The sequence below is a fragment of the uncultured Exiguobacterium sp. genome (assembly GCF_964277885.1).
Lineage (GTDB): Bacteria > Bacillota > Bacilli > Exiguobacteriales > Exiguobacteriaceae > Exiguobacterium_A.
Genome location: NZ_CAXYJR010000005.1, coordinates 300,756 through 324,777, shown reverse-complemented (window position 1 = coordinate 324,777; position 24,022 = coordinate 300,756). Strand labels below are relative to the sequence as shown.

Sequence of the window (24,022 nt, the reverse complement as noted above, 5' to 3'; positions counted from 1 at the left end):
AATGGATGAACCGATACGATCAAGATCAAAGAAGAAAAAGAAGCGTTCTTGGTTCAAGCGTCTTGTTTTTTTATTTTTGATCATTTTAGTTACTGGTGGTGCGGCATTCGCCTACGTCGCCAATAAGACTATTCAAACGGCTAATGAGACGAAAGTCGACTTAGCACGCGGAGACAAGTCAGAAAAACGAGAAGCTGCCATCGATTTGACGAAGGATCATTTCTCCGTTTTGCTCGTCGGTACGGATGAACGCCCTGGGGATACGTCTTCCCGTGCTGATACGATGATCATCGCCACATTTAATAAAACGGATCAGACTGTAGACATGGTCAGCATTCCCCGAGATTCTCTCGTCCAAATCCCCTCTGTCGGGTACGAGGATAAAATCAATCATTCGTATGCATTTGGCGGAATAGATTCAACAATCGAGACAGTCGAAACATTATTCGACATTCCCATCGATTACTATGCCTCGATCAACTTCAATGGCGTCGTTGCCATCGTCGACGCACTCGGCGGTATCGACGTAGACGTCAAATTACCGATCGATACACTCGACTCTTCCGATAAACGAAACAGCATCAAACTCGAACCTGGTCAACAGACACTCAATGGAGAAGAAGCGTTGGCATATGCCAGAATGCGTTATGAAGACCCTGAGGGTGATATCGGTCGGACAAAACGACAACAACAAATCGTACAAGCGATCATCGAACAGTCGACTTCCTTCGGGTCGATCACAAAACTCAATGACTTGATGGACGCTACAGGCGACAACTTCAAAACGAACATGTCACTGACTGAAGCATTCCAGCTCCAACCATTCGTGAAATCGCTCGGATCCATTAATCGAATTGACTTGACAGGTTCGGATACGAAAATCAATGGTATCTATTACTATCAAATCGATCCGACATCACTTGCTGAAGCCAAAACGACATTAAAAGAACAACTCAACCTCGCTACTGACGAGACGCCAGACGTGACGACAACAGAAGAGGCGACGGATGATACGACGACTACGATCAACTGATCATGCAGCTTTGCTAGAACTTCAACGTCTTGCTTATCGAGTCGAAGCGCGCCTACTTGGAACAGTACACTTTCCACCTTTATCGGAAACGATCGATGACATCAAAGCGGAGCAACCGAACGGTTTTGTTTATCTCTTGCACAATAACGTAGTCGGTGCGATCACATATGCTGATAGAACGATCACACGTCTCGTCGTCGATCCGGTACACTTTCGTCAGGGAATCGCACAATCCTTATTACAACATCTGCTCGAACATGAGCATGTGAAGTACGTCATGACTGGTGCCCGTAATCTTCCAGCACTTGCGCTTTATACACGATTCGACTTCATAGAGGTTCGACGCGAATGGCACCAAGAGATCGAACTCGTCTTTTTGAATCGCGTATGACGCGGGTAAAACGAAAGCAGCAGACAGACGTCTGCTGCTTCTTTGTGCGATTCAGAAAAACAGGAATCCAAGAGTGGCTCCGATGAACACGATCCGCAACGGCGACTGTTTATAAAAACGCAGTAAACAGAACAAACCGAAGCCAATCAAGAAATCAAGACCACTCTTGATGCTTGACGTAAAGATCGGATCATATAGCGCAGCAAGTAAGATACCGACGACGGCAGCATTGAAACCGATCAAGATCCGACCGACCGCTTGATTGTTTCGAATACGGTCCCAGTACGGTAAAACACCGATGACAAGTAAGAAGCCCGGGAGGAAAATAGCAAGTGTCGCAAGCATTCCCCCGGAAATACCTGAGATGATCGTACCGAGATACGTTGCGAATGTGAATAGTGGACCCGGCACCGCTTGTGCCGCTGCATACCCAGCAAGGAACGTATCCGTATTCATGAGTCCTGGCACGAGCATTTGCTCAAGAAAGGGTAAGACGACATGTCCGCCACCAAAAACGAGTGCACTGGCACTGTACATGATACTCGCGAGTTGGATGGTTCCCGTCGTCGCTTGAGCGAGAAACGGTGCGGCGGCGAGCAAGACGAAAAATAAGACGAGTGCCGTGACGCTAAGTACGCGGGGTACGCGAATCAACAGGGTTCCTCCTGTCGCCGTTTCTTCTTTGAACCAGAAGAACGCGAGCAGACCTGCGAGCAACAAAACACCGACTTGCGCCAGTGGATGGGCGATCAAGAGGACGCCCGCTAGCGCTAGTAGCATCAACGTCATCCGCTTGACTCCTGTCGCAAGCTTCATGCCCATACCAAGGACGGCGTCAGCGACGATCGCGACGGCAACCAGTTTCAATCCGTGAATGAAGCCGGCTTCTGCGACATCGAACTGAGTTGCAAGAAGCGCGAACAAAATCAAGGTGATACTCGACGGTAATGTGAAGCCAATAAAAGAAACGAGCGCACCCACTACGCCTCCACGGATCAGACCGATTCCCATTCCGACCTGACTCGAGGCGGGACCGGGAAGGAATTGACAGAGCGCAACTAAGTCAGCATATGCTTTCTCATCGATCCATTTTTTCCGTTTGACATATTCTTCATAAAAATACCCAAGATGGGCGACTGGACCGCCGAATGACGTCAATCCGAGCTTGAACGATACAAGAAAGATCTCCATTAAACGATGCATGTTTCACCTCCACCTCTTATATTAAACAAAAGATGTTAAGTTCTTGTGAACTTCAACGTTTTTTCTTTCCGTATGTTCCTTTTCGCCACAATTTCTCCATAGGACCTTGTGGATGAGACTGGAGATATCTGTTTGATGCAACGCCTTGTGAAATTAAAAGTAGGAAAACGAGTAACAGTCCTTGCCACAGGGGCGTCGTTTCATATTGACCACTCATGAAAATGAAACATGTGAAGACGAGTGTGTGCATCAAGTAATTCGTCAATGCCATTCGTCCAAGCCCGGCAAACCACTTCATCCTTCCAGCTCGAACGAGCAACGCGACAGCACAAGCATAGGTGATGGCCAGCGTTCGACCTGATAACCAGACATAAAATAGATTGATTGATCCGTCCGCTACATCAGCATGTGCTCGAATGATTCCCATGAGTGATGGCACCGTCAGCAAGAAGCTGATTCCTAACGTCCACCACAGAAAACGATTCGTCGGCGGTCGCGAGCTAAAACGTTCCATCAAATAGACTCCAATCAAAAACAACGATAGAATCTCTGGCCAAATGATACCGGTATTCATCAGCGCTTCCGGTAATTCAAGCGTCGCGCGATGCGACAAAAATCCGATAATGTCGCGTGATGCGACGAAAGACTGAAGTGTCTCATCTAGCTCGACGAGTGGAGCATCCCCAAATTCGCGAGTCCCTAAAAAAATGAGCAAATAAAGCAGAAAAGCATAGAATTGAAATGCTATCGCAAACAAGAGCTTCGTGATCGGCTTTGCATTTATGAACAATAACAAGATAAAACCAGTCAACGCATACGTATGTAAAATGTCGCCCTGCCAAATGCATAAGTGTACTAATCCAATGACGAGAAGAATTCCAAGTCGTCTCGCGAAAATCGTATTCGGTAAGCCTTTTTGTCGCAAACGCTGGATGAACAGAAAAAATCCCGCGCCGAACAACACACTGAATAACGTATAAAACTTTGTTTGGATGAAGAGATCAAACACTAAACGAATCATTTGATCGATTTCCCCCATCATCGCATGGGGACGATCTCCGAGAAAACTCGGTATGTTGACGAACAGAATGCCACATAGAGCAAATCCCCTCAAAATATCTAAGTATTGAATTCGTTCATTCTTTAGTTCTTGCACTTTCCCATCTCCTTAAAAAAAGACCGCACATTGAGATGAGCGATCTTTTGAATCATTTGGTTGTAATCCGTTCTAACAATTTCAAAATCGGTCGATATTTATCACCTAGTAATCCTAATGATTCTACTAAAATATCTAATACGATCAATAGAATGACGAGTGAAATGAACGCACCGAGAGAGTTCGTTTGTGAAAATAGAATCGCTGTCATCCCGAATACACCACAAAGCCCGTAGATGACTAGAACGGCTTGTCTCATCGTAAATCCTAAATCAAGTAAGCGATGATGCAAATGCTCTTTATCGGGTGCAAATGGTGGTTTTCCTTGTAACACGCGACGCACGATAGCAAATAGCGTGTCTGAAATCGGAATCCCGAGCAAAATGACCGGTACTGCAAGCGAAAATAGCGTCACATTCTTGAATCCGAGCAAGGAGAGTACCGCCAGCATATAACCGAGATACAGTGAACCTGTGTCTCCCATGAAAATCTTGGCCGGATAAAAATTATGAAACAGAAACCCGAGTGTACTCATCAACAAGAGAATCGCGACGATCGTCACGTAGACATTTCCTTGTATCACAGCCAAGCTGATCAATGTCAACAAGACGATACCCGATACACCAGCAGCAAGTCCGTCTAATCCATCAATTAAATTGACAGCATTCGTGATACCGATAACCCATAAGAAGGTCAATGGGACACTCCACCAACCGAGATACAGCTGTTGATCAAACGGCAAATTGATGAACTCAATCCGAATACCACCATTTAAAACGATGACTGCCGCTACGATTTGTCCCATGAGCTTCAGCCTAGCATTCAATTGAAAGCGATCATCCAACATACCGGTCATGATGATCACGAAACTACCGACTAAAATATGAGTCGCATACGGACTCGATGGTTGTAATATAAAGTATCCGACCATGAATGAGATATAAATCGCAAGTCCACCTAGACGTGGCATGATTCGAACATGTACTTTTCGCGCATCCGGACTATCTACCGCGCCCACTGCAATGGCAAAACGTTTGACAACGGGGGTAATCAGCAATGCAGCGATGAAACAGACAATGGACGCTGTCCATAACATAATAACATCACGCTCCTGCGCGAATTATACCACATTCTTCTTCCAAATAGCGCTCGTTCCCATTCTGTAAACAAATAGCGATGACTTAACCTTGTGCGACGCGGAATTGCAACATTTCTTGATCGTGCCACTCTGACACGTCGAGGACCACTTTGACCGCTCGTGTCGTACGCGCTTCAATCGGTGACGTCAACGATACGTGTAACGATTGCAAGACCTGCTCCCCACTCAGGAGTTGTAATGGCAACGTCCCGAGTTGAATCGTCTGTTCATATCCGTTTCGAATCAAGAACAGTCCTGTCAGCATATTTTCACTTCTATCGTTCCAAACATTCATGACGTTGACTTCTTCATTCTTTAACGTCGGAGTCGAATAGAACGTCTGACGTACACGTCGCGCTTCAGCATCTAGAAAGTCCGGTGGAATCTCGAGATCATGCGTCTCCTCTAGACTAAATAAAAGACGAATCTTTTCCGGAAAGCGTTCTTCTTCCGCTAAGAACAGTTCTTCTTCGGAAAAATCAAGCCAACACGGCATGCTACTCATCGGTACGAACTCTGGAATATCTTCCGTCGTCAATACCTTTCTGCCGATCAATCGATTCGCTTCGTCTAACACGAGGAGCGGGAGACCGTCGACATGAAAACTATTTTCTAATGTGTTTCGAAACAATGCAACAATCGAAATCGGTGACGATGACAGATCCACCTGGAGCGCTTCGACGGAGAGTTGATTCAGTTCGAGATCTGGAAGTTGATTGGCATGATACCGGAACAGATATTCATCTTCCTTCTCGATCAACATATCTTCCGTAAAGATCAGTCGAGGCTTATAAAGCCCTGTATTTTCTGGTGCCTCTGCTTCTAAAATGATTTGTTTTCTGCGATTAAACATCTAACTCCATCTCCTCGATTTCTTCATCTAGCATGATATATTCGGACAGTCGTTGTAAGACATAAGCAACGGGATACTCGATTTCAGCAATCGTATAGTTGAAGATTTCAAATCCTTCTTTTTCGTACATTCGAACGGGTTGTTCCTGACCGTAACTCCGAAGATGGATCCCCTCTTTTAACGTATTCATCGTCGTTAAGTGTTCCGTCCAGTGCTCTTCGATCGATGCTAATAACTGATCCCGGATCAGCTCGTCCACTACTGGATTCTTTAATTCCTCCATCCATTTTTCACGACGAGAAGAGACGATGTCCACATAATACGCTTTGACCTCTTCTGGCTGTTCAAGATCATCTGGAAGTGGTACTTCGTCATGTAATAATTCATTCATCGCGAACTGGAATTCTTCCTTAGGCCACTCTTCCGGTACGAGCTCTGAAGATAGATAACGATCCACGATGCGTTCGACCGTTCGCTCGACCATCGGTAACACCATGTCTTGAATCTCATCTGCCTCCAGCACTTGATTGCGGAGCGCGTAGATGACAAGGCGATGCTGATGGAGGACGTCGTCTAGTTTGACGAGCTCTTCTCGAATCGAATATCCTGTTCCTTCGCATGTTTCTTGAGCATAACTTAATAACGCTTGCGCTTCCTTTAGCGTAACGGGTCCCTGCGGACTAGATTTTACTTTTTTCAGGACCTTCTCGAGGCGATCCTTTGCAAAACGCCGGACGAGGTCATCTTCAAGTGATACGATGAACTGACTTTTCCCTGGATCTCCTTGACGTCCCGAACGCCCTCTTAGCTGGTTATCGATCCGAACTGATTCATGACGTTCGGTACCGATGACGAACAATCCACCAGCTTCTTTCGCAATCTCATCCAATGTAATATCTGTTCCACGACCTGCCATATTCGTTGCGATCGTAATGCGTCCGTGTCGCCCGGCGTCACGAATGATGTCAGTTTCTTGATCGACCGTCTTCGCATTCAGGATTTGATAGGATAGCTGATGTGTATCTAGAGCCTCTGCTACGGAAAATGACTGTTCGATGGACGTCGTTCCAATCAATACGGGTTGCTGTCTTGCATGAGCTTCCTTCGTCGAACGCGCCACAGCGTCATATTTCTCCTCTTTCGTCGCATAAATGATATCAGCCGCGTCTTCGCGGAGTTTCGGACGATTGGTCGGAACTTGTACGACATCCATAGCATATGTTTTTAAGAGTTCTTGTCTCGAAGTTTGTGCCGTACCTGTCATGCCTGAAACAAGTTCGTACATTCGGAAATAATGTTGGATCGTAACTTGGGCCGTTGTTTTATTTTCTTCCGTGATATCAATGCCCTCTTTTGCTTCAATCGCTTGATGAAGCCCATCCGACAAACTTCGCCCTTCCATGATCCGTCCTGTAAACAGATCAACTAACTCGATTTTGCCATCTTTAACGATATAATCGACATCTCGCTTCATAACGATATGGGCACGCAATGCTTGAACCATGTAATGATAAAGGACCTGGTGCTCAGCTGCGAAGAGGTTATCGATGGCAAAATTCTCTTCGATGATTGAAATGCCTTTATCCGTAAGCGAGACCGCTTTAATCTCTTCATCGTACTCATATGCATCTGAAGGGAATTTTGATACAATCCGTTTCGCTACGGTTTGTAGCCCTTCATGGACAGAACCTTTCCCTGCCATGATGAGTGGTGTTTTCGCTTCATCGATTAAAATACTATCGACTTCATCAATGATGGCGAAATGATGTTTGCGTTGCACACGATCCTCTTTCCGATTGACAAGATGATCACGTAAGTAATCGAATCCAAATTCTGTACCGACACCATATGTGATGTCTGCACCATAAGCAGCACGTTTTTCATCAGGTGAGAGATCGGGAATATTCAGTCCGACTGTCAGACCAAGAAAACGATGAATTTCACCGATCTGTTCTACGTCGCGTCGCGCTAAATAGTCATTGACGGTAATGACATGGACACCTTTACCGATCAAGGCTTTTGTGAAACTCGGTAGCGACGCGACAAGCGTTTTCCCTTCGCCCGTCGCCATCTCTGCGATGTGACCGTCTAGTAACGCAAGACCACCGATCAATTGGACATCATAGTGACGCATACCCAGTACACGTACGCTTGCCTCGCGGACAAGGGCAAAGGCTTCCGCCTTCAGTTGATCGATCGTCTCCCCCGCTTCGAGGCGTTCTTTCAGATGCACGGTCTGATTCGTTAGCTCTTCATCCGTCATCGCTTGATAACGACTTTCTAACGCATTGATTTCTTTTACGATTTTCATATAGTTCTTCAGTCGCTTTGACTGTTCGTTGAATGTATTTTTTACGAGTTGAAGCACTGTTTTTCTCCTCTCCCCACGTCCACGTGACGTCAGGTCCGAAAATTTTTTCATCTACGCATCCATTATATCAGTTAAAAAATGGAACAGAAGAGATAAAACCCATTTTTAAGAAAATCATTTACTTATTTTAAAAATAAATCTTTATTTTGGAATTCATTCAACAAAAAAAAACGCCTTTCTTTAAAAAAGAAACGACGTTTTTTGAAAAAACTACATAAAAATCGGAACTTCTGCCGATGAATCATATGTATAGATTCCACGACCCACTTTTTGAATCGCCGGGTTAGCCTGTTCAACTTTTGCCATCAGTTGATAGATGTTACTGATTTGATGACGATAGCGAAGCTCAAGCTCCATCTGAATGTCGCGTGCAGACATCGACTCGCGTTCGCGCATCAAATCGCTGATTTGATGTACGTAGACTTCTAGCGGATACCGCTGATTCACTCTCCGTTGTTTCAGTGGACGTTCCAGTGCGACGGATACTTCCTGTGCATGATCCTGATTCGTTCGGCTTAATTCAGCCACTAAGTATTCTGCTCTTCGTTGAAGACGGCGATATTCTTCTTCGATTTCCATCAGCTCTCTGTAAATGTGTTCGTTCGGATCCATATTATTTACCTTCTTTCTTGGATTGATAACACAAAAATATTTCATTTATGTTTCAATTGTATGTTTTTTGAAATAATATTACCATTTATTTACCTTTTTGTTATATGATTTCTATGTTATTTTAATTTTTTTGTAATATTGGCAATTTTTTATCTGTTGCTGATTTCCATTTTTATCTTAACAGAAAGGAGCTAATCTAGAACATAAAATTATTGTTTTTAATATATAATTTTACATCTTTCTTCATTTTGTCATTTTTATATCCTGTTTTACAATACTAAATTCAAAAGGAGAGCACACCATGCCTACTAAAACTTCCGTCCTCATCGCAAGTATTGCTTCGGCCGTACTTTTTACAGTAGCCGCACCAACACCCGAGGCATCTGCTGCCTCTATCACAAAAGCTACGTATCAAACAACGGATGCTTTGAATCTTCGTGTCTCGGCTTCCACTTCATCTAAAAAATTATTGACAATCCCTAAAGGAAAATCAGTCGTTTCTTCGTATAAAACAGGAAACTGGTACAAAGTCTCTTACAGTTCTAAGACAGGTTATGTCTCAGGAAGTTACTTGAAAAAGAAAGCGGCCGTCAAAGCTAGCACTGTCGGTACATCTTTTACGAAGACGAACTACACGACGACGGATTCGTTAAGCTTACGTAAATCTGATTCTGCGACTTCGACGAAGTTGTTGACGATTCCTAAAGGGACGACGCTTTCCTCCGCTTACAAAAAAGGGAGCTGGTATAAAGTATCGTATAAATCAAAAACAGGTTATGTAGCAGGCTCCTACCTGAAAAAGAAAACGACCGTCAAGACAAGTTCTGCCGGCACGACATTCGCGAAGACGAACTACATCACGTTGGATGCGTTGAACTTACGAACGTCGAACTCTGCTACTTCCACCAAGCTGTTAACGATTCCTAAAGGTAAAGTCGTTACCTCGTCATACCGTAAAGACAACTGGTATCAAGTTTCGTATGGTAGCAAAAAAGGATACGTTTCGGGAAGTTACCTGAAAAAAACAACGTCTACTTCCGCTTCTTTACCACCTGTCTCTACAGCGGATTATTCGGGTTCAACGATGTATGTTCTCGTTCCATTTAACGATTCTCTGACGTTACGCTCTGGTGCAAGTTCGATTAGCCCGTCTATCGGCACATTGCCTCGTGGTTCTGTCGTCACAGTAACGAATGCTTTACATAAGACAAAAGGATTCGTCGCTGTCAAAACATCTGATGGTCGTTATGGATATGTGGAAGCCACGTATCTCTCACTCTTCCAGCCTTCTATGTCTTCACGTCCACTCGTCGTCTTAGACCCAGGTCACGGTGGACATGATGTCGGCGCTGCGCGCTATGGCATCTATGAACGCGATATCGTCATGTCAGTAGCGAAACTCGTAGCAGAACGACTTTCGAAGACTGTCGATGTCAAATTGACCCGTTACACGAATGATTATTATCCGTCATTGACGGATCGAAGCGTCATCTCTAATGCGCATAAGACGAATATTTTCGTCAGTATTCATATCAATGCTGCCACTTCAAATAGTGCTTACGGAGCTGAAAACTTCTATTACAGAGGAAATTCATCCGTCGCTTTATCACGGAACCTTCAAAAGAATCTCGTCAACTCGATCGGATTACGCGATCGTGGTATCAAGTTCGGGAATCTCGCTGTCCTTCGCGGAACGAATGCTCCTGCTACATTGACGGAGCTTGGCTTCCTATCTAACGCTGATGATCGAGCGAAACTAGTCTCTCCTTCGTACCAGCAACGTTATGCTGATGCAGTAGCCAATGCCATCCTTTCTTCTCTCTAATTAAAAATAACGCTCAGCCGAATGATTCGGCTGAGCGTTATTTTTTGACAGAGAAACAATTCAGGGAAATCGTTCCTCTTTCTCACACATAAAAGAAAAGAGAGGTTCAGTAAGATTGGATCATCAGGGAATGAATCAATCTCGGTTAGCGACTAGCGAGGATTTGCTCAAGGGAAAGCAAATCTGTCGAATCGACACGATAGTCTGCCTCATGGAGCGCCGACTCCGACCCAACGCCGACGGCATACATACCGGCAGCGTGGATGGCAGTGATGCCAGCCGTCGCATCTTCTACACCGATGCAACGACTCGGTTCGACGTCGAGCGCTTCCGCAGCACGGAGAAACACTTCAGGGTGTGGTTTCGATTGTGCAACGGTTGCAGCGTCTACGATGTCGTCGAAATAATGTCGAACCTTCAATGCTTCAACGACCATCAGCGCATTTTTAGAAGCGGACGCCATCCCGATTTTCAGCCCAGCGTTTCGGATTTCATCAAGGAATGCAGTGATTCCAGGAAGAAGATCCTGTTCAGAGATATGTTGGATCAATGTGACATAGTGTTCATTTTTCTTCGCAGCGAGTGCTAGCTTCTCGTCTTCCGAAAAAGCGTTCTGTTTTCCACCAAGTGCAAGGATGCGCTCGAGTGAATCCATCCGGCTGACACCTTTTAGTGTCTCATTGAATTCCCGATCGAATGGGATATCCAAATCCTCTCCTAATTGTTTCCACGCTAAGTAATGATACTCTGCTGTATCCGTGATTACGCCGTCTAAATCAAAAATGACCGCTTCGATCGTTGGTGCCATCCGACATCCGTCCTTTCATACATCGTCCGTGAAAGGCAAGAAATCGAATGACACGTTGCGCAAACGATTGCACTTGCCTTATCAATAATTTTACTAATTCTCCACTCGCTTTGCAAGCGTTATCAATTTTTTTTCTACCAAAAGAAAACACCTTGCGATTTTCGCAAAGTGTTTTTTTCGTTCTATTATCCTTTTAAGAGACCGATCACACGAACGTTGATCGCTTTCGGTTGAAACGCGAGCATGTTCTCCATGTCTTGTGCGATTCGTTCCTGTACTTTTCCAGCCGTCTTGATGATCGACATGCCGTACTTGATATGAACAGACAAGCTGACTGTGATATCGCCACCGACATCTTCGACCTTCACGAGTTTGACCATCTGTTTCTCCTGCAGTTTCGAATCATCTGCTGTAAACGCGATGCCTTCCGTTTCCTGAACGGCTACGCCTGCGATGACCTCGATGACTTGCTGTGAGACGTTCACGACACCATCCGCATTATTTAAATTATATGACATTCCTTCCACGCCCTTCATCTTGTAATCCATCTACCTTAAAGTGTAAAGCATTCCGTCTTATTTTGAAAGGTCTTCCCGCTTCTCGACGATCGGGCGAATATCAATCTCAATCAAAGGACGGAGGACACGAACGACGAGCGGGTGTATGATGATACCAACGATCAACAAGGCGACACCAATCATGATCAGTAAGGCGAGCCATGGTTGCGGCACGAACGCATCCGTCACGTACTGGCGCCATGCCATGACGAAGAAGACGTGGAGCAAATAGACATAGAGACTGAGCTCTCCTGCTCGTGTGATCAGTGGTAAACGACGCATCGGAATCAACATCATGAATCCAAGGGATGCCGCGATTGATAGGAAGTAGATAACACTATGTTTGATGACACCTAACCACGCATCGCTATCATATTGTTCGACGTATGGGAATCGATGTTTAAACGCGTTCGCAAAGTCGATGATTTCTTGAGGAGTATCGCGCCATGCTTCAAACAATAAGAATCCCATGACAGCTACGAACGTGATACCACCAATCAAGCGGACGTTCATGCGTCGCTTGAAGTTTTTCGGCATCTCGAAAATCCGGATGAACTCATGCTCCGATAAATAGTTCCCGAGTAAGAAATACGGATAGAACATGATCAACTTACGAAGTGCTAAGAAGCCTGTATTCTCTAACTCGAATCCATACAATAACGCAAACGCGAGACCGAACCACACATAACCACGTAAATGAACGACATATGGCGTCACGATATACCAGACGACCATGACGAACAGATACCAAAGTGCCCAGTAGGGTCGTAATAGATGTGTTCCGATGTTCTCACCTGAGAAGATCGGATTTCCTTCCCCAAGCGTCGCCCAAGACCCAATCAAAATCTGCCAGACACAATACACGGCGAATAGTTGAATGACACGCAAATACTTGTTTTCGCGGAAGAAGTAACCACTTAAAATAATGAATAATGGCATATGAAATGAGTAAATCAATAGATAGACCGTTTCGAGCAATTTTCCATCATAATCAAACCGTAAATCCGTCAGCATGTGACCAATGACGACGAAAATGACAAGAAAACCTTTGATATTATCAAACCATGGATTCCGATTCATGTTACACTACCCCTTATACTCCCTCGAAAGGAACGAATGTTTATGAAAAAGACACTCCTGATTCTATCCATCGTCTTGAACGTCGTTCTCCTTGCATTGTTACTGGGACGTAAACCGCTCGAAACCTTCGAAAGCGTCTTACCTGCAACGAGTACGACTCCAGTCACGACATTTCAATACGATAAGAATCCGAACTATGTCCGTTTGAATAGTCTATTCCATACTTATCAATACCCAAAATCAGCGAACGCTGTCATGTTAGGTGACTCGATGACGAATTTTGCCGATTGGCGCATCTTGATGGATGATCCGACCATCATTAATTTCGGGATTCCTGGTGATACGACAGAAGGCTTTTTGACTCGTCTCGACCTGATCCTCGAGATGAAACCAAAACGCGTCTTTCTGATGGGTGGTATCAATGATATTCGTCACTATACGCCGATTCCACAAATTACCGAGAACATGACCACGATCGTGACGACACTTCGAAAAAATAACATTGACGTCGTCATTCAGTCAACCGTTCCTGTGGCACCGAAGTATTCAGACTCCGTCCGAATCAACCGTGATGTCGAAGCATTGAACCGGAATTTACAAAATCTCGCTCAATCGCTCAAGATTCCATTCGTCGACTTACGACCTGTCTTGACGAACAAACAAGGATATCTTCAGAATCGCTTGACGTATGATGGATTGCATCTCGTCGGTGGCGGTTATCTACGCTGGAGCGATGCTTTGAAACCTTATGCATCGCAAGCAGATATAACAGCAAACAAATAATCGATGGTTCATCAAAAAAACGGCTCATCCCGATAATCAGGATGAGCCGTTTTTCGATTCTTAGTCTTCTTGGTTTTTAACACCCATATAAGCTGCGACGCTCGATGCTGAGAAGACAGCAACGGCAACAATTCCGACAGCGATCCAGACAACCTGATCCATCATTTTTTCATATCCCCCTTTATGTAACCGCTCACTTCTACATTTAGCGTACACGAATTTCGTCAAGAAAGAAACACATTTTCCATGTCTAATGACTAGACGATTCGGGAAAAAGTAACTATAGTAGAAGGACAACTACAAATTGTCAGAAAATTCGATTATTTAACAAGGAGGTGTTTCTGATGGCCACTTCATTGCTTACGCCGAAAGTGACGTTACGACATCGAAGTACTCTCAACTTTGGATATTGGCTTGTCATCGGATGCATAGGATGGGTGATGCTTGCCCTCGTCACGAATGTTGGTACCGTTCTTGGTCGTCTTCCTTTATATGAAAGCATTCCCCTTGCCGTCCTTGTACTTGGGCTCACGGGTGTCGTACTAAAAATGGTGCGTGACGAGTGGTGGATTCATTATCTTGAACGTCAGACCCAGTATTACATCGGACATGAGACCGTCACTGGTTGGTGTACGACAATCGAAAGCATGTGGCTGATCCGTAAGACGATGCGTCGTGAACTTCGCCTGCTTTACCGGCAGCTCGCTCAAACGAAAGCATCGGAAGAAGTGAAACAGATCCTTGCCCTCCAGCTTGTCGAGCGCGGTGTACTCATCGTTTACTCCCGTCCAAAAAGTGATCATCCCGCTTGAAACGAAAAGAGGACTGCCCCATCACCTTCTATGAAAGAAGCAGATGGGACAGCCCTTTTTTTACTGTTTCAGCCAATTCGTTGCTGCTTCGATCGTCGGCATGACGAGTTGGTGTCCGTAGTTCGACCATGTGACGTCGACTGATGCACCAGCTTCCGTCAAGAGTGCTGATAACTCTTCCGTTTCCTGAGCCGGACAGATCGGGTCATTGCTGCCTGCGCCGATGAAGACGCGCACGTCCGATAAGTCCGGTAACGTCACACCACGACGTGGTACCATCGGATGCAACAGAATCGCTTGTTTGAACAAAGCTTCTTCGAACAACATATTCGCCGCGATGTTCGCCCCATTCGAGTATCCGACTGGAATCAGACGATCAAGATCAAAACCACGCTCCGCTGCCTGATCACGTAAAAACTGAATTAAACGTGCTGTCCGTAAAGCGAGGTCTTCTTCATCGAAGATGCCTTCCGCGAGCCGTTTAAAGAATCGTGGCATCCCGTTTTCCGAGACTTCCCCGCGGACGGACAAGTAGCCAGCTTCCGGATCGAGCAGCGAGACGAGTCCTACGAGATCTTGTTCCGTTCCACCTGTGCCGTGTAAGAGTAAAAAGATTGGTGCATCTGCTGTTTTTGGTGCTTGATATAAATGAATCATACGAGTCTCCCCTTCGGTACTGTAATAGGTGTTACATGATTCGTTATTGCGGTGCGATGGGATTCGAATTGTTCCGGTAACTTCAAGTCTTCCCCGAGCATTTCGAACTCTTCATCGATCGCGAACCCTGGATTGTCAGTTGCGATTTCATGAAGGATGCGTCCACGGTCATGGAAGTAGATCGATGTGAAATAATTGCGATCTTTCACTTCAGTCGTCAGTAAACCAAACGCGTTAATTGCGTTCATCCAGTCGAGTTGTTCCTTTTGATCGGTTGCCCGCCAAGCGATATGGTGAACCGTCCCGGTCCCCGGACGACCAACCGGCATCTGACCATGGACGACATCAATAACATTCCCAAACTCACCTTCTGCGATGTACCGGTCAACGTTTTCCGTCCGTTTGCTGAGTGTCAGTCCGAATGTATCTGTCAATAATTTTGCTGTGTCTGATGGATCCCGCGACAGTAACGTCGCTCCTGCGAATCCTTTAATTGCAACCTCACGTGTGATACCGTCGATTTCATAGCGACTGTCTGGTCCCTTGCGTTCGACGAGTTCAATTTGGAGACCATGTGGATCTTCGAAGGCGATCTGTTGCTCTCCGAACCGAACCGTCTCTTCAAACGAGATGTTTTTTTCTGTCAGCCGCGCTTTCCAAAAATCTGTTGCACCGACCGGAATCGCGTAAGCTGTCGTTCCGACTTGTCCGGCACCCACCTTCCCTTTTGCCATGCCTTTAAACGGAAAGAACGTGATGATCGTTCCCGGTGCTCCGGATTCGTTTCCAAAATAGAAGTGGTATGTTCCTGGATCATCGAAGTTGACCGTTTTTTTGACGAATCGTAGTCCGAGAATGGTTCCGTAAAAATCGAGATTTTCTTGTGGATCGCCGACCATTGCTGAGATATGATGGATGCCTTGCGTTTTCATATGATGCGTTCCTCCTTCAGTCGTATCTATTAACACAATAATAGTAACTAAAGAACAAAAAGTAAACTAATAAGCCTTTTCTCGTTCTTTTCTGGAACCTTTATCCAATTTAGACCGTAGAACACTAGGTAACAATGGTACACTTGTCGTGCAACAGACGTCTTTAAAGGAGGTTCATATGTTAGAAATCAAACACATCACGAAGCGTTTCGGCGATTTTACAGCCGTAGATGCGCTGACGATTGAGGTGCCGCGCGGGCAAATCTTTGGTTTGCTTGGTGCGAACGGTGCCGGGAAGACGACGACGTTCCGAATGCTGCTCGGTCTACTGCAACCGACTGAAGGATCGATCACCTGGAACGGAGAGCGCATCCCGACTTCAAAGATCGGATACCTTCCGGAAGAACGAGGTCTGTATCCAAAAGTCCGCGTTGACGAACAACTCTTGTTCCTCGCAGAACTCCGGGATATGAAACGGAAGGATGCGAAACGAGCGTTGACGGAATGGCTCGAGTATTTCCAAATTCCGCAGTATGAAAAAATGCGTGTCGAACAACTCTCAAAAGGAAATCAACAAAAAATCCAGTTGATCTCCGCTGTCCTACATAAACCTGAACTGCTGATTTTAGATGAACCGTTCAGCGGACTCGATCCGGTCAATGCGGAACAATTAAAACGTGCCGTCAAAAAATTGACCGTCGACGGAACGACGATCGTCTTCTCAAGTCACCGGATGGATCATGTCGAAGAACTCTGCGAACATGTCGCCATTCTCGATCATGGTAAGCCGGTTGTTGCCGGATACCTCCCTGACATCAAAGCGAGCTACGGAAAAACTCGGGTCCTCTTAAAGACCGATGCACCACCTCTTTTATGGGATAGTTTATCGGGGATCCTCCAAGTCGAGTCGGATAATAACGGGTATGTCGTCCAAGTCTCTTCAAAAGAAACCGCTGATCAACTTCTTCAACATATCGTCAGCGAAGGACATCACGTCGATCGTTTCGTCTGGGATCAATTATCTCTACAGGATATCTTCATCGAGGAGGTCGGCAAACGTTATGAATCGTAAATTCCTGACTTTATACCGCTTCAATCTATTGCAAAAATTGCGTGCCAAAAGCTTTTTGATTTCGACGATTCTGATGGTCCTGTTCCTCGTAGGCTTCGGCAACATCGAAAGGATTCTTGACTGGTTCTCCGGTGACGATCCGAAAGTCGCTCTCGTCAGTGAACTATCAACCGATCTTCGTCCTGCCTTGAAGAAGGCTGGTGTCACCTCGGACATCACGACAAAGGACTATACGATCGCAGAAGCGCGCAAAGCGGTCGATCGGGGAACGTTTGACGTCGTAGCGATCGTCCAGGATTCGTATGACGTGACGCTCGTCAGCGCTAGTCCTGAATCCACATTACAGACACAAGTCACGACGGTCGTCCAACAAGTCCGCGATCAAGCTGTTATCACGGATGCGAAGATTGACCCGAACGTCCTTGCGTCACTTGCTAAGCCTGTTCCCGTCAAACAAGAATTGACGTCGACTGGCGGAAAAAGTGAGGACGAACTCTTCGCCGCCTCCGCGCTCGTTTATGTATTACTGTTCTTGATGTACTTCACGATAGCACTTTACGGTGGGATGATCGTCACGGAAATCGCGAATGAAAAATCATCACGCGTCATGGAGTTACTGATTTCTGCAGCCAGCCCGATTCAGCATATGCTGGCGAAGATTCTCTCGATCGCAACCGTCAGTCTCGTACAATTGTCGATTCTCGTCGGTGTCGGCTACTATAGCGCACGGAGCAGTAGTTTATTCAATCAGTTATCACTCGATTCGTTGAGTGTCCGGACGATCATTTATCTATTCGTCTTCTTCCTGCTCGGATACTTCCTGTACGCGACGCTCCTCGCGGCACTTGGTTCGCTCGTCAGTCGGGTCGAGGATGCGCAGCAAGTGACGTTACCGGTCATCTTGTTGATTGTTGCTGCCTTCTTGATTTCAATGTTCAGTCTGAATGCACCAACGAACCAAGCTGTCGTCGTCCTGTCGTTCGTGCCATTCTTTACACCGATGGTCATGTTCCTGCGCGTCATGTTGACCGATGTACCGGTATGGCAAGTGTCGATTTCTTTCATTTTGATGCTGATCAGCATCGTACTTGCCTTGTTCATCGGGACGAAGTTCTATCGTGGTGGGGTTCTGTTCTATGGATCGAATCCACTTAAACAACTCCGCCGGATCTTGAGTGGTCGCCGGTAACAGTTTACAAGACGAATCGTTTCCGCTATCGTTAGGTGAGAAAAAGCCTTTAGGAGGAACTACGTTATGCGGTCTCGTTTTTGGGCAGCGATCCTTTTCACAGCTGCTGCCATGGTCTCGTCACTTGTCATGTTCACGAAATTCCCGCAGGCGAGTGCGACATGGGAACTCGTCCTTGCTTACGGTGGGATGACGTTTGTCGCCAGTCTATTTTGTTGGTCCTTCGTTGCAGTACGCCGTCAGTCTTCGCGCTTATACGGAAGCTGGGTTGGTGTCTTCATCGCTGGATTGACGGTTTTACTTGTCTGTATCGCACGTTTCGTCTTGCGCGGTGATATGATGATGATTTTCAAATGGCAAGCGATGCTCGGTAGCTTAACCCTCAATTTCGGCTATGTCGGTTGGGTACTCGTCATCGCGAATGCGATCATTGGATTCGTCATCGGTCGGACACGTATTAAAAATCAACGTTTACGTCAGATGTCACAAAACAATACACGTTAAAAAAAGTCGCTGTCTTCTGAACGTCAATCAGAAGACAGCGACTTTTTTATTTTCGATGATAACGTGAGCGACTTTTTCGGTCACTATAATCCGCATAATAAGTCGAACTTGATAAAGAGATCCCGTCCGTCATGCGGTCGAGGTACTCATCGAGCTGCATCATCGAAGGCAGTTTATCTTCAAACAGCTCATACGTCTCTTCTGCTTGATCGCGTCGTAACTCTCCGGCTTCCATCACAGCATCGACCAATTCATGAAAGATACGCTGCTCGGTTGCGCTCATCGTCTGTTCGATACGTTTGACGTCTTCGTCGTACATCAGGTCAAACAGGCGCATTCGCTCTTCAAGCTGTTCTTCGACCCATGTCCCGTCTTGTCCGAGCGTCTGTTCATAAGCAAGCTTCATCTCTTCCAGTGGCGTCTTCTGTTGCATGATGAACTTCAATGATTCTCCTGTCCAGATATGACGGGCCAAGTAACTCGCATCGATGTTCAAAGCATCAGCCAGTGCCTCGATGTACGCTTTTGTTGGATAGACTTCGCTGAGTTCCGTTCGACGAATGAAGTACGGTGCGACACCGAGTCGTTCTGCCAACTGCTCGATCGTAATCCCGGCACGCTCTCGTAAAATTCGAATCCGGTCACCGTAACCTCGATATGGTGAATGGTCTAGCATACGTTTCCCTCCCTTGTTCCTATGGTATCATCATACCCTTGAATTCGGTGTTGGATACATCGAACTTTCGGATGATTTCCGGAACAGATGACGCGGGTACCGTAGCCAAATCGGTAAGACACTCAGGAAGTACCCGACGGTGACGATACTGATCCAAAATACAGCGAGATTCAGAAAAGGCTTCATTTCCAGTCCTGCCTGTGTCACGACGACTTGGAACAACAAAAAGGCATGAAAAACAGAAATCAGATACGGAATGAGTAAGACCGCACCATATTTCATAAGTAAGTAACGACGGATGTTTCTGGATCCAAATCCGAGCGCAAACAATGTCTTCATCCGTTTTTGTTCCTGCTCTGCCGTCATCTGCATCCATACATGCAGGAAACTCGCATTGATGACGAACAACCAGATTGTCAGAAGGATGACGACGAACGTGACGAGTCGTACGATCCGGAACCCATCGATCTCATCTTCCGTCTCATTAATCAACTGATAGGGAACCGGCTGCTTCTCATCCAGCTTGGCTGCGGACTGAATGTTGCGAACGATCTTCATCCACTGCTTCCAGTCCCTCGTTCCATAATCATGATAGGCTGGCGTATCGAAGACGACGATTTGCCGAACAGGTTGTTTAAGTGTCGGGAAAACGGCATCGCTGACGACGAATATCGTCTCGATTTGATAGTTATAGCCGAACACTAAATCATGGGAAGACGGCGAGAGCAGCTTAAACCCTTCTTGCTTCATCGCCTGCTCCGCTTTTTTCATCGTCGGTGTATTCTCTTCGAGTTGCACCGGTCGCGCAGGTACGAAGAAACTCTGTCGACCGTTCGCCGTCCGCTCCTCAAGGTGCAATTGACGCATCATCTTGTTGTAGGCAGAAATCGGTAAAAAGATACGCTTTCCTTCTGCTTTCACTTCAATATCTTGCTGATAGCGATCCGGAAATGCGTCCGTCATCGTCTGTTTAATATCCTTCAATCGCTTCGTCGGCTGAGCGGATTCTTCATAATAGACGAGTCCAAATTGATTTTGGGACGAGAGATCGAGTCCAATCAATTGAAACAAGAAGACAAGTCCGACTGCCGTCAGTGCACATGACGTCAAAATCGTCCCGAGTGCAATCAGCGTACTATTCGTTCGTAACTGATTGGCGATTTCCGAAACGATCAGCTTCCGAAGAGACAACCGACATGGACGATATAGCTGGATCAACCACGGTAAGATATAGCGACAAATGAAAAAGGAACCGATGAAGATAACGAGCGGGAATAACATATAAAATTCATACATTCGAACGAAAGCGAGGACATATCCGTAAATCAAGAGCAATAGAGCAAGGACTTGTGTCAGAATCCAAACTCTTCTTCGAAAAAGTGAGCGCGAACGGACCGGTCGATCCGGACGAAAACGGTAAATCGCTAGAACGGTCGCAATCAGTAATACAAGGAAGGCGCCACCAATCAAGGCAAGAATCGCATAAAACGACAGCTCGAACTCAATCGGTGGCAAGAACATGATTTTGACGACAGAAAGTAACAGCATCTTCGTCAAGACATTTCCAAGTATCATTCCTGCCGTGATCGCTAATCCCCCGACGATCAGTACCTCAATCAAAAAATACTTCAAGAAGTGCGATAATCCACTACCGAGCGTCCGCATCGTCCGGAGATCGTTCTTCCGGTGCTCAAGCATCGTGTATGTCGTCGAATAGATGAACAGGATACTAAAAAATAGAATGATCAGTTCTGCAATGAAGACGAATAAGATCGTCATCTCGATGACTTGGTTCAATTGGCTGAGTATCTTGGCGACGTTTTGAAACGATCCGTTCGTCAGCAAGTTCCAGTAACTCGTCACGATCGTCATTGCGATGATGATCGTCAAGGCATACCCATAGTACAACCGCTGGTAGCGCTGGATATTACGTAGGGCGTATTGCAGATAATTGATGCTCATCCCCTCCTAATAACGATAACGACTCAATGACACGTTGAAAGAAGACCCGTCGCGGCTCATCACGGAATAACTCGGTTTGCACGCTACCGTCCTTTAAAAACAAGACATGATTACAATACGAAGCGACTTGCGGATCATGCGTCACGATGACCATTGTCATCCCCGTCGCATTCAGTTCTGCTAATACATCCATGACATGTTTTGTCGCTTGGAAATCAAGCGCTCCGGTCGGTTCGTCCGCAAGTATCAGACGTGGTGTATGAATCAAGGCGCGCCCGATTGCTGTTCGCTGCCGTTGTCCACCACTTACCTCATCCACCTGCTTATCGAGCAAATCATCAATCTGAAGGCGACGAGCTAACTGCTCCATCTCTTCACGCGCCAGTTTTGCTTTTTTCCCAGACAACATCAATGGAACGAGCATGTTCTCACCGAGCGTCAAAGAGTCGAGTAAGTTGAATTCCTGAAAGATGATCCCAAGCGTCTCGCGTCGGAAGCGTGTCATCTCTTTTCGCTTGAACGTCGCTGTATCGACGTCATCAATCAGAATCGATCCCCAGCTTGGCTCGTCGAGTGTCGCAAGCAAGTTGATCAGTGTCGATTTACCGCTACCGGATGGTCCCATGACTGCAACCATCTCGCCTTCTTCGACTCGGAAGTTCACGTCCGTCAACGGCTGTTCTGTCACCTTTCCGGGATAGACCTTTCCTAGTTGTTTCACCTCAATCATGTGCGCGACCTCCTACTAAACGAATCCGACATGTCGTCCCGACGCCTTCCTCACTCTCAAGTTCAATCTCGTGTCCGAGTTTCATCGAGACTTGCTGGACGAAATACAGTCCCATTCCGGTCGATTCCCCGTAGCGTCGTCCATTCTCACCGGTAAAGAACGCGTTGAAGACGCGTGGGACGTCTCGTCTCGGAATCCCGACGCCGTCGTCTCGAATCGACAAAACGACCTGTCCATTTATCTCCTTCGCCTTCAGGACGACTTCTCTGCCATGCCCTGTCGTATATTTGATTGCATTCGTCACAAGCTGTAAGACGAGGAATCGAAACCACTTCGCATCCGTATAGACGTACATATCCTCCGCGATATCGAGTTTCGGAAAGACCTGATTTTTGACAAATAGTCGTTTTTCCTGGTTTATGATGCCGGTAATAAGTGGCTTTAAGGATAACCGCTCTGCCTTCAGGTCCGTCTCAATCGCTTCTAGACGTGAGGAATAGAGCATCTGATCAAGTCCACTGCGCAGCCGATCGACCTCTTGGCGCAAATCTGCTTGATAGTGTTCCCCCGGATGTTCGAGAATCAGTTCGATGACGGATAACGGCGTCTTCATCTGATGAATCCACTGGTCGACATACCGATGCCGCTCTTTTTCCTTCCGTCGTTCGGCGAATAGACTGTTCCGAAACAGTGTCTGTTGCCGCTCTAAAAATTGTTCGACAGCGACGGAAATCGGTTCTTCACTATCACTGCGAATCGGTTCTGCGACCGACTGGACAGGCTGTTGCATCCGTCGCAGCAACGGGAGCATGCTGAAGAAACGATAACTGAGATAGATCAGAAGACCGATGCTGTTCAAGAGCACGATATAAAAGAAGGCTGCTGGTCGGTAGAGATCATAGAGCCATAAGACCGTGTATAAAATCAGCATCTGTCCGACGAAGAACAGAATGCCTGGGATCGTATGTCGTAAAAAGAGCTTCATGATTCAAGAACCAGTTTATAGCCGACACCCCGAACCGTCTCAAGACCGGCGACACCAATCTCGGCAAGTCGTTTGCGGACACGGGTGATGTTAACGTTCAACGTATTCTCGTCGACAAATGCTTCGTCATCCCAAATCCGTTCGAGCAGATCGCCCCGACTGACGATCCGGGGACTTGCCGTCAGCAGCATCTCAAGAATCAGCCCTTCTTTTTTCGACAGCTCGATCGACTGCTCGCCGTACTCGACGATATAACGATCCAAGTACAGCGTGACTCCTTCTTTTGTCACGGTCCGCTCATCTGTTTCGTTCGAGAGCGTGCCATACGCTCGGCGAATCTGACTTTTGATTTTCGCGATGACGACCGCTCCTTGAAACGGTTTGACGATATAATCATCAGCACCATATTCGAGTGCCATGACTTGATCCATCTCTCCAACGCGCGCCGAGATGAACAGAATGGGTGCCCTAGTCTTCATCCGTAATTGGCGGCACCAATAAAAACCGTCGAACTTCGGTAAATTGACGTCTAACAGAATGACATCGGGATTCGTTTCCTCGTACGTCGAAACGACATCCCCTCGTCCATCCTCGACGACGACCTTAAAATCATACCGTTCAAGTAGTTCCTTTAATAATGTCGCAATCTTCACATCATCTTCGACTAATAAAATCGTATGCATCGTTCACGTC

Annotated in this window: 24 protein-coding genes; 8 read left to right on the top strand and 16 right to left on the bottom strand. The window is 46.3% G+C overall.

The window, feature by feature from the left end:
* The first annotated feature begins 1 nt into the window (after nt 1).
* On the top strand, nt 2-1,033 hold the full coding sequence (locus ACHWTJ_RS03330; RefSeq protein ID WP_294743898.1) for an LCP family protein: 1,032 nt from the start codon (nt 2-4) through the stop codon (nt 1,031-1,033).
* Complete coding sequence (locus tag ACHWTJ_RS03325; RefSeq protein ID WP_394679104.1) at nt 1,008-1,424, top strand: GNAT family N-acetyltransferase; 417 nt, start codon at nt 1,008-1,010, stop codon at nt 1,422-1,424. Before ACHWTJ_RS03330 ends, ACHWTJ_RS03325 begins: the two co-directional genes overlap by 26 nt.
* 51 nt (nt 1,425-1,475) lie before the next feature.
* On the opposite strand, the gene chrA is transcribed toward ACHWTJ_RS03325, so the two are convergent.
* The 6 genes from chrA to ACHWTJ_RS03295 all read right to left on the bottom strand — a co-directional run bounded on the left by chrA (nt 1,476) and on the right by ACHWTJ_RS03295 (nt 8,757).
* Nucleotides 1,476-2,627 carry a chromate efflux transporter gene (chrA, locus tag ACHWTJ_RS03320; protein WP_394679103.1) on the bottom strand — a complete coding sequence of 384 codons (1,152 nt, stop codon included), beginning with the start codon at nt 2,625-2,627 and terminating at the stop codon, nt 1,476-1,478.
* Nucleotides 2,628-2,679: 52 nt separating this feature from the next.
* Nucleotides 2,680-3,783 carry a DUF418 domain-containing protein gene (locus ACHWTJ_RS03315; RefSeq protein WP_394679102.1) on the bottom strand — a complete coding sequence of 368 codons (1,104 nt, stop codon included), beginning with the start codon at nt 3,781-3,783 and terminating at the stop codon, nt 2,680-2,682.
* A 52-nt stretch (nt 3,784-3,835) separates the two neighbouring features.
* Nucleotides 3,836-4,879, bottom strand: a complete 1,044-nt coding sequence (locus ACHWTJ_RS03310) for a glycosyltransferase family 4 protein (protein WP_294743906.1) — start codon at nt 4,877-4,879, stop codon at nt 3,836-3,838.
* A gap of 85 nt (nt 4,880-4,964) precedes the next feature.
* Entirely contained in the window at nt 4,965-5,774 is an 810-nt protein-coding gene (locus ACHWTJ_RS03305) for an SLAP domain-containing protein (RefSeq protein WP_294743908.1), read from the bottom strand.
* Nucleotides 5,767-8,142 carry an accessory Sec system translocase SecA2 gene (gene secA2, locus ACHWTJ_RS03300; protein ID WP_394679101.1) on the bottom strand — a complete coding sequence of 792 codons (2,376 nt, stop codon included), beginning with the start codon at nt 8,140-8,142 and terminating at the stop codon, nt 5,767-5,769. Before secA2 ends, ACHWTJ_RS03305 begins: the two co-directional genes overlap by 8 nt.
* 213 nt (nt 8,143-8,355) lie before the next feature.
* Nucleotides 8,356-8,757 carry a hypothetical protein gene (locus tag ACHWTJ_RS03295; RefSeq protein ID WP_023469307.1) on the bottom strand — a complete coding sequence of 134 codons (402 nt, stop codon included), beginning with the start codon at nt 8,755-8,757 and terminating at the stop codon, nt 8,356-8,358.
* 301 nt (nt 8,758-9,058) lie between these two features.
* Between ACHWTJ_RS03295 and ACHWTJ_RS03290 the strand changes: the two genes are divergently transcribed.
* The gene (locus ACHWTJ_RS03290) at nt 9,059-10,582 is read left to right on the top strand and encodes an N-acetylmuramoyl-L-alanine amidase (RefSeq protein ID WP_294749518.1); all 1,524 of its coding nucleotides are present in this window, start codon (nt 9,059-9,061) and stop codon (nt 10,580-10,582) included.
* A 145-nt stretch (nt 10,583-10,727) separates the two neighbouring features.
* Here the strand turns inward: ACHWTJ_RS03290 and pgmB are convergent, their stop codons facing one another.
* The 3 genes from pgmB to ACHWTJ_RS03275 all read right to left on the bottom strand — a co-directional run bounded on the left by pgmB (nt 10,728) and on the right by ACHWTJ_RS03275 (nt 13,027).
* Nucleotides 10,728-11,390 carry a beta-phosphoglucomutase gene (pgmB, locus tag ACHWTJ_RS03285; RefSeq protein ID WP_394679100.1) on the bottom strand — a complete coding sequence of 221 codons (663 nt, stop codon included), beginning with the start codon at nt 11,388-11,390 and terminating at the stop codon, nt 10,728-10,730.
* Between the two features lie 185 nt (nt 11,391-11,575).
* Nucleotides 11,576-11,908 (bottom strand): Asp23/Gls24 family envelope stress response protein, encoded by a 333-nt coding sequence (locus ACHWTJ_RS03280; protein ID WP_029342549.1) that lies wholly within the window; start codon nt 11,906-11,908, stop codon nt 11,576-11,578.
* 57 nt (nt 11,909-11,965) lie between these two features.
* Entirely contained in the window at nt 11,966-13,027 is a 1,062-nt protein-coding gene (locus ACHWTJ_RS03275; RefSeq protein WP_294744990.1) for an acyltransferase family protein, read from the bottom strand.
* A 42-nt stretch (nt 13,028-13,069) separates the two neighbouring features.
* Between ACHWTJ_RS03275 and ACHWTJ_RS03270 the strand changes: the two genes are divergently transcribed.
* Both ACHWTJ_RS03270 and ACHWTJ_RS03265 read left to right on the top strand, forming a co-directional pair.
* Entirely contained in the window at nt 13,070-13,810 is a 741-nt protein-coding gene (locus ACHWTJ_RS03270; protein ID WP_294743919.1) for an SGNH/GDSL hydrolase family protein, read from the top strand.
* Between the two features lie 344 nt (nt 13,811-14,154).
* Nucleotides 14,155-14,622 carry a hypothetical protein gene (locus tag ACHWTJ_RS03265; RefSeq protein WP_294743921.1) on the top strand — a complete coding sequence of 156 codons (468 nt, stop codon included), beginning with the start codon at nt 14,155-14,157 and terminating at the stop codon, nt 14,620-14,622.
* A 60-nt stretch (nt 14,623-14,682) separates the two neighbouring features.
* Here ACHWTJ_RS03265 and ACHWTJ_RS03260 read toward each other — a convergent pair whose 3' ends face one another.
* Nucleotides 14,683-15,279, bottom strand: coding sequence for an alpha/beta hydrolase (locus ACHWTJ_RS03260; RefSeq protein ID WP_294743922.1), 597 nt, complete (start codon nt 15,277-15,279; stop codon nt 14,683-14,685).
* On the bottom strand, nt 15,276-16,211 hold the full coding sequence (locus tag ACHWTJ_RS03255; RefSeq protein WP_394679099.1) for a VOC family protein: 936 nt from the start codon (nt 16,209-16,211) through the stop codon (nt 15,276-15,278). The genes ACHWTJ_RS03260 and ACHWTJ_RS03255 overlap by 4 nt, the downstream gene beginning before the upstream one ends.
* A gap of 178 nt (nt 16,212-16,389) precedes the next feature.
* Between ACHWTJ_RS03255 and ACHWTJ_RS03250 the strand changes: the two genes are divergently transcribed.
* The 3 genes from ACHWTJ_RS03250 to ACHWTJ_RS03240 all read left to right on the top strand — a co-directional run bounded on the left by ACHWTJ_RS03250 (nt 16,390) and on the right by ACHWTJ_RS03240 (nt 18,976).
* The gene (locus ACHWTJ_RS03250) at nt 16,390-17,283 is read left to right on the top strand and encodes an ABC transporter ATP-binding protein (RefSeq protein WP_394679098.1); all 894 of its coding nucleotides are present in this window, start codon (nt 16,390-16,392) and stop codon (nt 17,281-17,283) included.
* Nucleotides 17,273-18,472 (top strand): ABC transporter permease, encoded by a 1,200-nt coding sequence (locus ACHWTJ_RS03245; RefSeq protein WP_294749524.1) that lies wholly within the window; start codon nt 17,273-17,275, stop codon nt 18,470-18,472. The genes ACHWTJ_RS03250 and ACHWTJ_RS03245 overlap by 11 nt, the downstream gene beginning before the upstream one ends.
* Nucleotides 18,473-18,538: 66 nt before the next feature.
* Nucleotides 18,539-18,976, top strand: a complete 438-nt coding sequence (locus tag ACHWTJ_RS03240; protein ID WP_294749526.1) for a hypothetical protein — start codon at nt 18,539-18,541, stop codon at nt 18,974-18,976.
* A gap of 46 nt (nt 18,977-19,022) precedes the next feature.
* On the opposite strand, the gene ACHWTJ_RS03235 is transcribed toward ACHWTJ_RS03240, so the two are convergent.
* Genes ACHWTJ_RS03235 through ACHWTJ_RS03215 form a run of 5 tightly spaced genes read right to left on the bottom strand, consistent with a single transcriptional unit; the run spans nt 19,023 to nt 24,012 of the window.
* A complete protein-coding gene (locus ACHWTJ_RS03235; RefSeq protein ID WP_294743931.1) occupies nt 19,023-19,652 on the bottom strand; it encodes a helix-turn-helix domain-containing protein in 630 nt (209 codons plus the stop codon).
* 30 nt (nt 19,653-19,682) lie between these two features.
* Nucleotides 19,683-21,614: an ABC transporter permease gene (locus ACHWTJ_RS03230; protein ID WP_394679097.1), complete on the bottom strand. Its 1,932-nt coding sequence runs from the start codon at nt 21,612-21,614 to the stop codon at nt 19,683-19,685.
* Nucleotides 21,580-22,344: an ABC transporter ATP-binding protein gene (locus ACHWTJ_RS03225; protein WP_294744971.1), complete on the bottom strand. Its 765-nt coding sequence runs from the start codon at nt 22,342-22,344 to the stop codon at nt 21,580-21,582. The genes ACHWTJ_RS03230 and ACHWTJ_RS03225 overlap by 35 nt, the downstream gene beginning before the upstream one ends.
* Nucleotides 22,337-23,329, bottom strand: a complete 993-nt coding sequence (locus ACHWTJ_RS03220; protein ID WP_294749532.1) for a HAMP domain-containing sensor histidine kinase — start codon at nt 23,327-23,329, stop codon at nt 22,337-22,339. Before ACHWTJ_RS03220 ends, ACHWTJ_RS03225 begins: the two co-directional genes overlap by 8 nt.
* The gene (locus tag ACHWTJ_RS03215; RefSeq protein WP_294743937.1) at nt 23,326-24,012 is read right to left on the bottom strand and encodes a response regulator transcription factor; all 687 of its coding nucleotides are present in this window, start codon (nt 24,010-24,012) and stop codon (nt 23,326-23,328) included. The genes ACHWTJ_RS03220 and ACHWTJ_RS03215 overlap by 4 nt, the downstream gene beginning before the upstream one ends.
* Nucleotides 24,013-24,022 lie beyond the last annotated feature (10 nt).

What these genes read in the sequence shown, in the direction of transcription:
- ACHWTJ_RS03330 (WP_294743898.1), top strand. Translation starts at nt 2, where the DNA reads ATGGATGAACCGATACGATCAAGATCAAAGAAGAAAAAGAAGCGTTCT.
- ACHWTJ_RS03325 (WP_394679104.1), top strand. Translation starts at nt 1,008, where the DNA reads ATGATACGACGACTACGATCAACTGATCATGCAGCTTTGCTAGAACTT.
- chrA (WP_394679103.1), bottom strand. Translation starts at nt 2,627, where the DNA reads ATGCATCGTTTAATGGAGATCTTTCTTGTATCGTTCAAGCTCGGATTG.
- ACHWTJ_RS03310 (WP_294743906.1), bottom strand. Translation starts at nt 4,879, where the DNA reads ATGTTATGGACAGCGTCCATTGTCTGTTTCATCGCTGCATTGCTGATT.
- ACHWTJ_RS03305 (WP_294743908.1), bottom strand. Translation starts at nt 5,774, where the DNA reads ATGTTTAATCGCAGAAAACAAATCATTTTAGAAGCAGAGGCACCAGAA.
- ACHWTJ_RS03295 (WP_023469307.1), bottom strand. Translation starts at nt 8,757, where the DNA reads ATGGATCCGAACGAACACATTTACAGAGAGCTGATGGAAATCGAAGAA.
- ACHWTJ_RS03290 (WP_294749518.1), top strand. Translation starts at nt 9,059, where the DNA reads ATGCCTACTAAAACTTCCGTCCTCATCGCAAGTATTGCTTCGGCCGTA.
- pgmB (WP_394679100.1), bottom strand. Translation starts at nt 11,390, where the DNA reads ATGGCACCAACGATCGAAGCGGTCATTTTTGATTTAGACGGCGTAATC.
- ACHWTJ_RS03280 (WP_029342549.1), bottom strand. Translation starts at nt 11,908, where the DNA reads ATGTCATATAATTTAAATAATGCGGATGGTGTCGTGAACGTCTCACAG.
- ACHWTJ_RS03275 (WP_294744990.1), bottom strand. Translation starts at nt 13,027, where the DNA reads ATGAATCGGAATCCATGGTTTGATAATATCAAAGGTTTTCTTGTCATT.
- ACHWTJ_RS03270 (WP_294743919.1), top strand. Translation starts at nt 13,070, where the DNA reads ATGAAAAAGACACTCCTGATTCTATCCATCGTCTTGAACGTCGTTCTC.
- ACHWTJ_RS03265 (WP_294743921.1), top strand. Translation starts at nt 14,155, where the DNA reads ATGGCCACTTCATTGCTTACGCCGAAAGTGACGTTACGACATCGAAGT.
- ACHWTJ_RS03260 (WP_294743922.1), bottom strand. Translation starts at nt 15,279, where the DNA reads ATGATTCATTTATATCAAGCACCAAAAACAGCAGATGCACCAATCTTT.
- ACHWTJ_RS03255 (WP_394679099.1), bottom strand. Translation starts at nt 16,211, where the DNA reads ATGAAAACGCAAGGCATCCATCATATCTCAGCAATGGTCGGCGATCCA.
- ACHWTJ_RS03250 (WP_394679098.1), top strand. Translation starts at nt 16,390, where the DNA reads ATGTTAGAAATCAAACACATCACGAAGCGTTTCGGCGATTTTACAGCC.
- ACHWTJ_RS03245 (WP_294749524.1), top strand. Translation starts at nt 17,273, where the DNA reads ATGAATCGTAAATTCCTGACTTTATACCGCTTCAATCTATTGCAAAAA.
- ACHWTJ_RS03240 (WP_294749526.1), top strand. Translation starts at nt 18,539, where the DNA reads ATGCGGTCTCGTTTTTGGGCAGCGATCCTTTTCACAGCTGCTGCCATG.
- ACHWTJ_RS03235 (WP_294743931.1), bottom strand. Translation starts at nt 19,652, where the DNA reads ATGCTAGACCATTCACCATATCGAGGTTACGGTGACCGGATTCGAATT.
- ACHWTJ_RS03230 (WP_394679097.1), bottom strand. Translation starts at nt 21,614, where the DNA reads ATGAGCATCAATTATCTGCAATACGCCCTACGTAATATCCAGCGCTAC.
- ACHWTJ_RS03225 (WP_294744971.1), bottom strand. Translation starts at nt 22,344, where the DNA reads ATGATTGAGGTGAAACAACTAGGAAAGGTCTATCCCGGAAAGGTGACA.
- ACHWTJ_RS03220 (WP_294749532.1), bottom strand. Translation starts at nt 23,329, where the DNA reads ATGAAGCTCTTTTTACGACATACGATCCCAGGCATTCTGTTCTTCGTC.
- ACHWTJ_RS03215 (WP_294743937.1), bottom strand. Translation starts at nt 24,012, where the DNA reads ATGCATACGATTTTATTAGTCGAAGATGATGTGAAGATTGCGACATTA.